The organism is Glutamicibacter sp. BS14 (genome assembly GCF_056934375.1).
This window is the reverse complement of record NZ_CM167801.1, coordinates 3,525,250-3,538,524: the sequence shown is the minus strand read 5'-3', so window position 1 is coordinate 3,538,524 and position 13,275 is coordinate 3,525,250. Positions and strand designations below refer to the sequence as shown.

At 55.1% G+C, this 13,275-nt stretch carries 6 protein-coding genes; 4 read left to right on the top strand and 2 right to left on the bottom strand.

The features are described 5' to 3' along the window. Positions 1 to 144 precede the first annotated feature (144 nt). The 3 genes from AC1Z36_RS16670 to AC1Z36_RS16660 are packed head-to-tail and all read left to right on the top strand — an operon-like array spanning position 145 to position 2,243. Positions 145 to 1,515 carry an NAD(P)/FAD-dependent oxidoreductase gene (locus AC1Z36_RS16670; RefSeq protein ID WP_402735620.1) on the top strand — a complete coding sequence of 457 codons (1,371 nt, stop codon included), beginning with the start codon at positions 145 to 147 and terminating at the stop codon, positions 1,513 to 1,515. 31 nt (positions 1,516 to 1,546) lie between these two features. Beyond that, positions 1,547 to 1,726: a hypothetical protein gene (locus AC1Z36_RS16665; protein WP_402735619.1), complete on the top strand. Its 180-nt coding sequence runs from the start codon at positions 1,547 to 1,549 to the stop codon at positions 1,724 to 1,726. A 16-nt stretch (positions 1,727 to 1,742) separates the two neighbouring features. Next, a complete protein-coding gene (locus AC1Z36_RS16660) occupies positions 1,743 to 2,243 on the top strand; it encodes a GNAT family N-acetyltransferase (protein ID WP_105657485.1) in 501 nt (166 codons plus the stop codon). Here AC1Z36_RS16660 and AC1Z36_RS16655 read toward each other — a convergent pair. Next, on the bottom strand, positions 2,230 to 2,508 hold the full coding sequence (locus AC1Z36_RS16655) for a putative quinol monooxygenase (protein ID WP_208294223.1): 279 nt from the start codon (positions 2,506 to 2,508) through the stop codon (positions 2,230 to 2,232). The genes AC1Z36_RS16660 and AC1Z36_RS16655 overlap by 14 nt on opposite strands. A gap of 186 nt (positions 2,509 to 2,694) precedes the next feature. After that, positions 2,695 to 3,228 carry a type 2 periplasmic-binding domain-containing protein gene (locus tag AC1Z36_RS16650; protein WP_402735736.1) on the bottom strand — a complete coding sequence of 178 codons (534 nt, stop codon included), beginning with the start codon at positions 3,226 to 3,228 and terminating at the stop codon, positions 2,695 to 2,697. 1,517 nt (positions 3,229 to 4,745) lie between these two features. Between AC1Z36_RS16650 and AC1Z36_RS16645 the strand changes: the two genes are divergently transcribed. Next, entirely contained in the window at positions 4,746 to 13,268 is an 8,523-nt protein-coding gene (locus AC1Z36_RS16645; RefSeq protein WP_483561476.1) for an SdrD B-like domain-containing protein, read from the top strand. Positions 13,269 to 13,275 lie beyond the last annotated feature (7 nt).

Sequence of the window (13,275 nt, the reverse complement as noted above, 5' to 3'; positions counted from 1 at the left end):
AGTCCCTGTCTGGCCTTGGGCCGGGCAGGGATTTCTTGCATCATTTTCCGCCACCCCTCTTGTTGCGCCCTGGGCCCGGCCCTAGGCTGAATCCCAAAGCAATTATTGAGAGCCATTCATTTTGGATCTGGGGCGGAATACAACATGCTCAATGGACGCGTCTCGCACTGGTGGGAAGACATCGGCCTGCCAGAGCCACGCCAGCAATTACGCGGTCAGGGCACCGCAGATGTCGCCATCATCGGTGCCGGGTTCACCGGACTGTGGACCGCCTATTACCTGGCCAAGGCCAACACGGATCTTCGCATCACGATCCTCGAAGCCCGGCACGTGGGCTACGGCGCCTCGGGGCGCAATGGGGGATGGCTGACCAACACCATCACCGCTGGCCGCGAACGCTACCTGAAATCCCATGGCAGGCAAGCAGTCAATGACTTCCAGCTGGCCATGAACCGGACCGTCGCCGAGGTCATCGAGGTGTGCGCTGCCGAGGGGATCGATGCAGATATCCTGCAGGGTGGCGAACTCGAAGTTGCCTACACCCCTGCCCAGGAAAAGCGCTTGCGCGCCGATGCCATGGCCGACGCGCAATGGGAACACACGCACACCGAATTGCTGGAAGCCGAGGCAGCGCAAGGCAAGGTCAACGTCGCCAATGCCCGGGCCGGGCTGTGGCATCCGCACGCGGCCAGAATCCATCCTGCAAAACTGGTACGCGGACTCGCCGAAGCCGTGGAGCGGCTCGGCGTACGGATCTATGAAAACACCCGCGCCACCACACTGCGCGCACGCCGCATCGAATTCGACGGTGGGTCATTGGACGCCGAGTACATCATCCGTGCCACCGAAGGGTTTACTGCCGGGCTAGCAGGACACAAGCGCTTGTGGCTCCCGATGAATTCGTCCTTGATTGCCACCGAACCGCTAGCTCCATCCATCTGGGACGAACTGGCATGGAACAACGGCGAGGTGCTGGGGGACTACGCCCACGTCTACATGTATGCCCAGCGCACCGCGGATAACCGCATTGCCATTGGAGGCCGGGGAGTGCCGTATAAATATGGTTCGCGCACGGATGCCGATGGCCAGACGCCGCAAAGCACCGTGGAGGGACTGCAGGAAATCCTGCACCGCATGTTCCCGCAGACCCGGAATTCGAGAATCGATCATGCCTGGTCCGGGGTACTGGGCGTGCCGCGGGACTGGGCCGCTACCGTCGGGCTGGACCCGGCGGCCGGACTGGGCTGGGCCGGCGGCTATGTCGGCACCGGGGTCGGCGCAGCGAACCTGGCCGGACGAACCTTGCGCGACTTGATCCTCGGGGAAAGCACTGAATTGGCCAATCTGCCGTGGGTCAATCACCAGGTGCGCAAATGGGAGCCGGAACCACTGCGCTGGCTGGCAACCAAGGGGCTCTATGCAGCCTATGGTGCCGCAGATCGAAGCGAACTGAAGGGGCGGGGGAGCTCCTCGCCGCTGGCCGTGCTGGCCGATAGAATCACCGGAAAGCCTTGAGCGCTGGCACACTGGGGCATAGGCTGTGGCCATGGGACTTGATAAACGTGGAATCTATGTGTGCGCATTAGCACTTGTGCTCATTATTTCTGGCGTCTTGATGATCACGCTGATGCAGGCCGGAATTCTTGGCTGGGCACTGCAAGCGGCCGGAATCTTCGTCATGGCCATCTCGGTGGGTGCGGCGCGTACGCCCAGGGCCAGTGCCTGAGGTGCGCGAGGAGCCCATGAGCGCCTGCAGCTTGTCGGCACGCGGCCAGAACTACCTCCTGCGCGAAGCACGGGCTACGGATCTTGAACAGATCATTGCCTTGATGGCAGATGATGAGATCCGTCGTGCAGAGCATGCGGACGCTGGGGACGCCGGGGAACAGTATCTGGAGGCTTTCAACGAGATTCACGCAGACCCAGCGCATACGCTGATCGTGGTGGAGGGCAATGACGGAGCCATTGCCGGCACGATGCAGCTGACCATGTTGCCGGGTCTTGCGCGCAGGGGAGCGAAGCGGATGCAGATCGAGGCAGTGCGCGTGGCCAGCGCATTGCGCGGCGGTGGCCTGGGAACGGAAATGATCCGCTGGGCCATTTCCGAAGCCGAAAGCAAGAGAATTCCGCTGGTCCAGCTGACAAGCGACGCGCAACGCCAGGACGCGCACCGCTTTTACGAGGGGCTAGGATTTACCGCGTCGCATGTGGGCTTCAAAATGCACCTGGCTATAAGCCCTTGATCTTGTAGATTCGTTGCAATCCGGAGGTCGTCTGGCCCCATTCGCTCTTCGCGGCCCGCTGCTGGTGGGCCTCGAAAGCGGCACTGTCTTCGAATTCCTCGTGCACCAGCCAGACCCAGGGATCGCCGGTTTGCGTGACAGAGAAAGAAATGCAGCCGTCTTCCGCCTTGGTGAGGCGTATATGCTCCGGCAGCAATTTCTCCACCAATTCAGCCTCAGCCGCGTCCGCGCACAGCAACCGGCCCTCCATGATCACAATTCCCATGTTCGCCAGTCTGCCACGATCTTGAGTGGATTGGGGAAAAATCACAGTATAAGGAGGTGGCCCGGAAACCAGTATTTCCGGGAATTCTTTTTGGCCGACTTACGCAGGTGTGATTGTTAGCTTCGTTTGACGGTTAAGTCGTAACTTCGATTGGCGGCTTTCCAGCAACGAGGCGGATATGAACCACTAAAGTTCACCTCCTGGCGGATTGGCTGCGGCATAGCTTACGACGGCTTGAGCTGCGGCCTGGACGGTTGCTCGTGTTTGCCGTTGAGACACCAGCCACATCGTAATCTCGAGCGGGAGGCCAAGTATTGGCCGCCAACGCCAACCAGGCAACTGGCGTTGGGCTGTCATCTGGCTGACCAGCGCCACATCGGCATCTGCAACCTCCGCACTTGCCCTGGCGTGTTCAACGAACTGCGCAAACTGCCACTTTGGCTGCACGCCCGCCTCCAAGGCCCTGCCGAGAATCCCCTCCTGTTGCGGCGTCGGCACCTGATCCCGCGAGTGGATAAGCACACGAACGCCGTCCAAGGAGGGCACAGTCAGCTCGGCCTCATGCATGAGCGCCGAACCAAGTCGTATGGCCAGGCCAAAGGCTTCCTGGCGTAGCTTCCACGAGGCGTATTCGTCAGGGGGTTGCTGATGGAGCATCGCCAAGTTTTGCCTGCCCTCACGAAGCATGCGTAATTGAACGGAGCTGTTGGCTTCGATCAAGGTCGGAGTGCAGGCTGGCGCAAGGGACGCACCGCCGAAGACGCAGCACGCCTGGTCGGGTGGAGCCGTGCCACGTTCTACCGTCATCTCGGTGATCGAGGGATAAACACGGGCACAGAGTAACTTTTCAATTCACAAATGCATGCAAGTATTCACATCGACCGAAATTCCATGTCAGCAAGGTCTCGCAACGGGCTTGTACGCACGACTAGATGTTGCTACTTGAAGCCCATGGTTGCGAGACTTTCGAAGCGTTGGATTTTCAGTGCTTTTGATGCGGGGGAGCGGTGTTCGAAGAGACGTCTTGCAACCTATTGGTTACAAGACATGTCGCCGAATGTATTTACCTTGTTTGTCTTCTTATTTAGGTAGCCCCCGGGTCTATGAAAAAAGCAACCGTTGCATCGAGGGGTTCACTTAGAATCAGCCCATTGCATTCGACGATCGAGTGGCCGATACAGTCGTCAGCAGTAAGGCGCTTTTAGAGGTGCCGGAAATTAAGAAACCCGCCGGATGCCGGCGAACAGCCTTTGTACGCGTACTTGGCCACGAGGGATTTATTAAATAACTGAGTCAGCAATAACTGTGTCAGCGGAAATGATCGACCTAGCACTCGTGAGTTAGAGATTTAGCGCTCATGGGTTAGAAAGGGTGAATTTTGGGGTGAATTTAACCCGTGAGCCGACGAAAGGTTATTTTCAGTTGGACACTCTTGAAGTACTTGCAGTTCTGTGAAGATGGTAGATAATTCACGAGCTCCAAATTGGGAAGAATCACATCACTTCTGACGCGTGATTATTTCACCTTCCCTTCGTGGTCCAGTGTCACGAAAAGTGAAATCCTCTGGCGCGAATGACTTCAATTGCTACTCACCGAGAGAGCTGTTCTAAATATAGCCATGTCAAAATCATTTTCCAACGCCAAATTTAGTAAGGTATGAAAATTTTCAAATCGAAACGCGTACTTGGCTCAGCATGAATGTATCTGAGAGAGAATAGCGATCTTCGATCATAAAATCCGTGGTTGCGAGCTTCTGGAAATCTAGCTCGTATGCATAACGCGCAAATTCGCATAGTAATCCTTCCCTGACCTCAGCTATTTCCAACCTGATAGTCCCATTTATCACCTTGCTAGACTCGCGATGTCCACAGTGGGGGAAGTCTGCGTTTAGGGAACCAGACGGGTGTTTACCACCCTGCTAAACAACGGTAATTGGGAATATGAAAATGCGAATAGAGCACGAATCTGGCGTATCAAAACGCTGGAAATCTATGCTTGCCTCGTTCCTTGCGATAACCGTCGGAATTGGAATGGCAGGTGTAGCGCCAGCAGTGGCCGCTCCTTCCTCCGATTCGTCTGTAGCAGATACAGCTGTCGCAAGCGCCGACTCGCAAGAAGGCGGACCGGAAGGTCAAGAAGCAAGTGATTCAAGAGCGGACAAAGAGTCCACAGCAGTAAATAATATTCAGGGCACAATAGCACCGCAAGTTGGTACTCGTGCCGCCGCCGGTGCTGGCATGTTCTTGGAAAAGAATCTGACCAGTAATGAAGTGATTCGTCCGGGCGATTTCGTCAACTACGAGATCAAGCTGGGCTGCTCCTCAAACACTGAACCGTGTAGCGATGCGTTTCTGATTGATGCCCTTCCTGAACCATTGGTGCTGGAAAGCATTAATTACAACGGGTTCGCGAAGGATATTACCGAAGAACCCTCGGAAGATGGCACTTCGGTAAAGCTGACTTTCAATGAAACCTCTGAGGACCGCCCCGGGAAAATCGGTATCAACGATGGCACCGACTACACGATAACCATCGTGGCAAAGTTCCCCGATAACGCGGACCCAAAATTCAACGGCCAGCAGCTGATTAACGAAGCAGAACTCACTTCTGACCTTGGATCCATCAAGGACCCAGCCGAAGCTGTTGTTCCGAACATTGATCTGGCTCCCAACGCCGAAATTACTAAGCAGTGGTCCGAAGATGTGCTGGAGCAAGGAGCTGATAAGAACATCAGCGCGACGCTCGGAGGAATCAAGAACACCTCAAAGGTGGGCGCAACTTCGCTGATCATCGAGGAGCCATCAGGCAATTCCGCTCCATTCGCTTCAGTTGAATTCACCGGATTCGGTGACATTGTCTACCCCGAGGGTGCCGATGAACTCGTCGTTTCCTACTTCGTGGGTGACGCGCCAGAACCTCAGGTTCTAGAAACCGCCAACCCTAACGCACCGCCTGTATTCCCGGAGAGCTTTGATCTAAAAACCATTACCGGGTTTAAATTCGTCTTCACCTCAACGAAATCAACCGACACCGAAGGCGGAATCATCGCCAACGGTACAACTGGATCGATTCCACTGAACACCGTCCTACGCGATGGTGCCGAAGCCGCTGTGGTCGCGAATGAAACCAACATCATCGCTGTACTCCCTAACGGCGAACAGAATGACCCTTTCACTGCTGAAGATAGCTTCGTGATTGAGTCGGCAAACTACACGGTAGATGCCACGAAGTCCTTCTCCCCGGAGTTGGTCGTTGCTGGTGATGCCGCAGAAATTGGTGAAGGGCGCAATGCTTCTACGGTGAAGCTTGGACTGACCAACACCTCAAATCGAAATCTCACTAATCTAACTTTGAAGGAACCCGCAACGGGTACTTCACCGTTCGGCGAAGGTATTGATTTCGACCAGTTCAACGGCGGCACCTGGCCAGCCGGAGCCACCGCGGGTGTGCTGACGGTTGACGGCATAGAATACCTACTTGAGAACAATGACGGAAAGATCTCCTTGCCTGACAATCTTCCTGCGGGTAGTGACGTCAAGGGCTTTGAAATCTCCTTCGACGGCACTTTCGCCCCTGGATCTGGATACGAGTTCGAATTCGGTGTTCTGGCAACCGCAGTTTCTCCCGACGGCTACAAGAACGTTGTTCTGGGCCAGGGCACTCCCTCTGGAAACCAAGATGTCGTCGAAGACGAAGCCGATGCGACCTTGCTGGTCCAGGAGCCAAAATTCGCGTTGATCGGTGGCAAGGGGTTTACCCCTCACCGCATCGAAGGTATACCGGGCGACAAGACTACCGTTTGGCTAAACACCAAGGTTGATCAGAACAACACCAACATGGACGTCCGCGAGATCGTGCAGACCGACGACTTCTCATCAATGGTCCCCGCACTCAAGGCCAACAGCATCTCGGTGCCGGCTACCCAGGGGGCCACTAAGGTCGTTGTAAAATATAAGGATGCCAGCGGTGATTGGCATGACTTGGTCATCTCCGAAGACGGCAAGGCAATCGAAAACACCATCTTGCCCGAAGGTGCTACCGGAGTTCAGATTACCTACACTCGCGATTCAGGCTCGTTCCCGCACGACAAGGATGTGCAGGCATTAGTCAACTTCGAGGTCATTACGGAGCTATCCGATGAGTTGAAGACCGACAACGTCTTGGGTGTCAACAACGGTGACGATACCGAAGGGTCAGTCTGGGTCGACAAGAAGATTCAGCTGCAAAGTTCGAAGTCTTGGGACCCGAGCGTCATCGTTCAGAAACCTGTTTCCGAGGCGCCGACGAACAAGAACCCAACGAGCGCCTTGAGCCTATGGGCGAAGAACACTTCAACCTATGGTGTCGACAAGCTGTCGATCGTTGATTCGAAAGACGGCGAGGTTAATCCTTTTGACTACGTTGACATTACAGGTATCAGTGTGCGACTGTCTGACGAAGCACTCCAGGATCTAGCCCACCTGACTTTGAAGACCGCTGCTGGGGACCTGAACTTCACCGGTGCGGACGCTCTGACCCCAACGCTTTCGGACGGACGCAGCTGGGAAGAAGTCACAGCATTTGAATTCAGCCTCGCGAAGGACGGCGAAAAGCTGGTTCCACGCGACGCCGAGTTCTGGGTCTCTGTTGGCACCAAGCTGCGCGATGACCTTCGTGGCTCGGATCCGGCACAACCCATCGACGCAGCATTGGCCGAGCTTGACCGTATTGACGGCAAGCGCGGCTACGTTCTGCCTAACACGGCTGTAGCGACCGTTCAGCGCGGTGACGAATCGGCTGTCAAAGAACCACAGGCACCGCTGGAGATCATCACCGAAAACTCGGTGGATCTCAATGCAACTTTGACCAAGACGTTCAACCCCGAAGGCCCGATCGACTTCTTTACCAGCAACGGTAACCCCGCACCGGTAAACGTCACCTTGAACGTTAATAGCGGAACCCACAAGGCCGACTATGTTCAGATTGTGGATCAGGATCCAACATTCTGGAACACCTTCGACTTCGCCGGGTGGGATCCCGTCCCAAACAGCCGTGTCTACGATGTCACCATCGAGTACTTCACCGGTGCGGAGTATGTGTCGAAGGATGGAACGCTGGTCGCTGAAGGCGGCGACTGGACTACTACTGCGCCTGCTAATGATCAGGTTCAAGGCGTTCGAGTCACTGCTGAAGGTCGGAACTTTGAAGAACTTGTCAGCAATGACACGACCATCAAGTTCAATGTTCTGCCGCGGTACACCCTGCGCAGTGGTGAACTGATTGCACTCGAAGACGGTCAGAGTAATCCTGGCGAAACCCAGGCACTGGCAACCGAGAACACTGCTTCGGCAGAGGTCTCCCGTCTGGGCAAGGATCGTGACACCGACGACGCAACCGACGATCTGGTATTCAACCCGGGAAAGACCCATTCCGAGGTTTCTAAGACTTCGGATGCTCGCAACGGTCAGATCGCGCCGGGCCGTGAGTTGAACTACACGTTCACGGCCACCAACAACGGTACCGACGCGATCTTGAATCCTGTCATTACCGATATATTGCCAAGCGATGCTCAGGGTCCGAAGCTGATTCTTGATCCTGAATGGCAGTCGCTGACTACGTATTCTTTTGACAAGAAGTTCAACCAAGCGCCGGAAGGCAGCGCGGTTGATACCTCGAAGGTTGTTGCGGTTGAAGAAGGCAACTCTCTGAAGTTCAGCTTCCCCGAGGGAACCAAACTGTACCCGGGCGAATCGATCACCGTGAAGCTCCCAACCACGGTGCGTGGAGGGCTGAACGCGAAAGAAAAACTGGAGAACAAGGTCACCTTCAGCGGTGACAACTCCGAAGAGAGCAGCGATGACAATCTCGTTTCGATCATCGAAGGCCAAGCCTACTCATCACGTAAGCTCGTTCGCGAGGTTCTGACAGGTGGACAGACCGAGAAGACCGGCGTGTACAACGTCAACTCTAAGGTTGAAAACGCTGACACCTGCTACGAATTTGAAGGCGGATTCTATCGTTACCCATGCATCGTGGAGACCAAACCGGGCGGTATTGCCGAGTGGAACCTCAGCGTCACCAACACCGGTAACGTCAACGCGCAGCACATGGAAATTCTGGATATCTTCCCCTACATCGGTGACACCGGTGTAACGGGTTCCCAAGCCAGCACCCCGCGTGGTTCCCAGTGGATTCCAACCCTCTTGGACATCAAGCTGCCAGAAGTGCCTGCAGGAACCGACATGGTGCTCTCTTACCTGACCGGCGACCCTGCGCTGTGCAAGCCAACCGGCGCAAATATGCAGGATCCATGGGCTGGTTGCGACGGAAACTGGACCACCGAGCGTCCCGCTAATCCGAAGGAAATCAAGGGCATCAAACTTGTCCTGGATTCGTCCGAAGGGTTTGCGCCAGGCGAGAGAGTATCGCTGACCTTCACCACCGTTTCGGAAACTGAAATGCCCGAGGGCGCTTCGGACTTCGCGCCGGCGTGGAACTCCTTTGGTTACGCAGCCCAGGCTCAGGTAAATGGCCAAACCGATTACCGCAGCCAGGAGCCAATCAAGACTGGTATCACCTTCAAGCCTGAGGAGAAGGAGAAGGTCTCGGTCGGTGACTACGTCTGGATCGATGAAAATCGTGATGGTCTGCAGGATGAGGATGAGAAGGGCATCAAGGATGTCGTTCTGACCCTCGCCGGGCCGGATGGCAAGGAAGTTACCGATGTCTTCGGTAACCCAGTGCTGCCGACCATGACCGATGAGAACGGCCTTTACATCTTCGAGAACCTACCAGTCCTCGAAGACGGACAGTCCTACAAGGTGAGCATCGATCGCGAAGCGTCGAAGGAACCGTTGGCTCCTTACATTCCGACCATCGAGACAGATGATAGCCGTGAGAATGACTCCTCGACGTGGGAAGCAACCTCTACCGGTCTGACCGAAGACGGCCAGCATGATCCAACTTTGGACTTCGGATTTGTTACCCCGAAGGTCTCCGTTGGCGACTATGTCTGGATCGATGAAAACCGTGACGGAATCCAGGATGAAGATGAGAAGGGCATCAAGGATGTCGTTCTGAAACTCGCTGGACCTGACGGTGAACCAGTAGTTGATATCAACGGCAACCCCGTTGAAGCAACTATCACCGATGAGAATGGATTCTATGAATTCAAGGACCTGCCGGTACTCGAAGATGGACAGTCCTACAAGGTGACTATCGATCGGGAAGCTTCTAAGGAACCGTTGGCTCCTTACATTCCGACCATCGAGACTGACGACAGTCGTGAGAATGATTCGTCGACATGGGAAGCCATTTCACAGGGGCTGACTGAAGACGGGCAGCACGATCCAACCTTGGACTTCGGATTTGTTACCCCGAAGGTTTCCGTTGGTGACTATGTCTGGATCGATGAAAACCGTGACGGAATCCAGGATGAAGATGAGAAGGGCATCAAGGATGTCGTTCTGACCATCACCGGGCCGGATGGCAAGCCAGTAGTGGATGTCAACGGGAAGCCTGTTGGGCCAACCACCACCGACGAAAACGGCTACTACGTCTTTGACAACCTGCCGGTTCTCGAAGATGGACAGTCCTACACGGTGAGCATCGATCGTGAAGCGTCGAAGGAACCTTTGGCTCCTTACATTCCGACCATCGAGACTGACGACAGTCGTGAGAATGATTCGTCGACTTGGGAAGCCATTTCGGAGGGTTTGACTGAAAATGACGATCATGATCCAACGTTGGACTTCGGTTTCGTCACGATTCCGAAGGTTTCCGTTGGTGACTATGTCTGGATCGATGAAAACCGTGACGGAATCCAAGATGAGGATGAGAAGGGCATCAAGGATGTCGTTCTGAAGCTTGTTGGACCAGATGGTGAGCCAGTAGTGGATGTCAACGGTAACCCTGTTGAACCGACTACTACCGATGAGAATGGTTTCTACGAGTTCAAGGATCTTCCTGTACTTGAAGAGGGGCAGTCCTACAAGGTGATCATTGATCAGGACGCGTCGAAGGAACCATTGGCTCCTTACGTGCCAACCAAGGAAAACGGCGCCGATCGAGATAAAGATTCCTCGACTTGGGAAGCTGAGTCGGGTGACCTGACTGAAGACGGTCAGCGTGATCCAACCCTGGACTTCGGGTTCATTGCTCCGAAGGTCTCCGTTGGTGACTACGTCTGGGTCGATGAAAACCGTGACGGAATCCAAGATGAGGATGAGAAGGGCATCAAGGATGTCGTTCTGAAGCTTGTTGGACCAGATGGTGAGCCAGTAGTGGATGTCAACGGTAACCCTGTTGAACCGACCACTACCGATGAGAATGGTTTCTACGAGTTCAAGGATCTTCCTGTACTCGAAGAGGGGCAGTCCTACACGGTGAGCATTGATCGAGAAGCGTCTAAGGAACCGTTGGCTCCTTACGTGCCAACGATTGAGACCGATGGTAGCCGTGAGAATGATTCGTCGACTTGGGAAGCCATTTCGGAGGGTTTGACTGAAGATGGCGAGCATGATCCAACGTTGGACTTCGGTTTTGTTATTGCTCCAGAGGAACCACGGGTCTCCGTTGGTGACTACGTTTGGGTTGATGAGAACAACGACGGACTACAGGATGAGGATGAAAAGGGCATCAAGGATGTTGTTCTGACTCTTGTTGGTCCAGATGGCAAACCTGTAGTAGATGTCAACGGTAATCCTGTTGAACCGACTACTACCGATGAGAACGGTTTCTACGAGTTCAAGGACCTTCCTGTACTCGAAGAAGGTAAGTCCTACACGGTGAGCATCGACCGAGAAGCATCTAAGGAAGCTTTGGCTCCTTATGTGCCAACTGTTGAGACGGAAGATAGCCGTGAGAATGATTCATCGACTTGGGAAGCCAAGTCGGAGGGTCTGACCGAAGATGGTCAGCACGATCCAACCTTGGACTTCGGTTTTGTACTGAAGCCTGAGCCGGTCAAGACTTATGCCGTGGGCGACTATGTCTGGGTTGATAAGAACAATGATGGGTTGCAAGGCGATTCTGAAGTTCTTGATGGCGTCAAGGTAATTCTGCTTGACGGTAACGGTGAGGAAGTTTCCTCGACGACTACCGATAAGAATGGCCGCTATATCTTTGATGAGCTGCTGGCCGGCGATTACCAGGTCAAGTTCGAGCTGACTGCCGAGCAGGCTGAGAAGTATGAATTTACTTCGCAGGATGCTGGGGAAGATGATGCGAATGACTCGGATGCTGATCCGAAGTCTGGCCTGACTATCAAGTTCACCTTGGATGACGAGAATTCTTCGTTGACCAAGGATTACGCCGATCAGGAGTTCAAGGCTACTGAGGGTATCGACCCAACGTGGGATGCCGGTGTGGTTCTGAAACCAGAACCAGAGCCGACTGAACCAACTGTTGAGCCGACGGAACCGACGGAACCTACGACTCCGACGGAACCTACCGTGGAGCCGACGGAACCTACGACTCCGACGGAACCTACGGTGGAGCCGACGGAACCTACGACTCCGACGGAACCTACGGTGGAGCCGACGGAACCTACGACTCCGACGGAACCTACGGTGGAGCCGACGGAACCTACGACTCCGACGGAACCTACCGTGGAGCCGACGGAACCTACGACTCCGACGGAACCGACGGAACCTACGACTCCGACGGAACCTACGACTCCGACGGAACCTACGACTCCGACGGAACCGACGGAACCTACGACTCCGACGGAACCGACGGAACCTACGACTCCGACGGAACCTACGACTCCGACGGAACCGACGGAACCTACGACTCCGACGGAACCTACGACTCCGACGGAACCTACGACTCCGACGGAACCGACGGAACCTACGACTCCGACGGAACCGACGGAACCTACGACTCCGACGGAACCTACGACTCCGACGGAACCGACGGAACCTACGACTCCGACGGAACCGACGGAACCTACGACTCCGACGGAACCTATCGTGGAGCCGACTGAGCCGACTGAGGAACCTTCGGTTTCCTTGGGCGATTATGTATGGGTCGATAAGAACCGCGACGGAATTCAGGATAAGGACGAAGACCCAATTGAGGGTGTCGTGCTGAAACTGATCGGCCCGGACGGCAAGGAAGTTGTTGATGTCAACGGGAACCCAGTCGGTCCGGTAACCACTGACGAGAATGGCTACTACAACTTCAAGGATCTTCCGGTCTTGAAGGATGGAGAGTCTTACACGGTGGTCATTGATCGGGAGGAATCCGCTGATGCTTTGGATGGCTACCTGCCAACCAAGGAAAATGGTACCGACCGGGATAAGGACTCTTCGACTTGGGAAGCTAAGTCTGAAGGTCTGACCGAAGATGGGGATCACGACGGGACTCTCGACTTCGGCTTCTATCTAGACGAAGATCCTGAACCGACTCCGACGGATCCAACTGAGCCGAGCCCGACGGATCCAACTGAGCCGAGCCCGACGGATCCAACTGAGCCGAGCCCGACGGATCCAACTGAGCCGAGCCCGACGGATCCAACCGAGGAACCTGCAGAAGATTCAACCGAGTCGCCAGAGAAGAGCAAGGATCCTTCACAGGATCCAACCTCTGCTGAGAAGTCTGATCAGCCTTCAGGCTCGGACTCTGTGGATGGTTCCGAGGAACCGCAGCAGACGCAGAAGCCAAAAGACGATGGACTGGCTAGCACCGGTTTCACTGCCTTGTGGCTACTGGCGCTTGGTTTGGTCTTGACGGCGGCTGGTTTAGTTTTGGCTCGACGCACTCGCGGACGTCACAGCTAGTCAGCTC

What these genes read in the sequence shown, in the direction of transcription:
- AC1Z36_RS16670 (WP_402735620.1), top strand. Translation starts at nt 145, where the DNA reads ATGCTCAATGGACGCGTCTCGCACTGGTGGGAAGACATCGGCCTGCCA.
- AC1Z36_RS16660 (WP_105657485.1), top strand. Translation starts at nt 1,743, where the DNA reads ATGAGCGCCTGCAGCTTGTCGGCACGCGGCCAGAACTACCTCCTGCGC.
- AC1Z36_RS16655 (WP_208294223.1), bottom strand. Translation starts at nt 2,508, where the DNA reads ATGGGAATTGTGATCATGGAGGGCCGGTTGCTGTGCGCGGACGCGGCT.
- AC1Z36_RS16665 (WP_402735619.1), top strand. Translation starts at nt 1,547, where the DNA reads ATGGGACTTGATAAACGTGGAATCTATGTGTGCGCATTAGCACTTGTG.
- AC1Z36_RS16645 (WP_483561476.1), top strand. Translation starts at nt 4,746, where the DNA reads ATGTTCTTGGAAAAGAATCTGACCAGTAATGAAGTGATTCGTCCGGGC.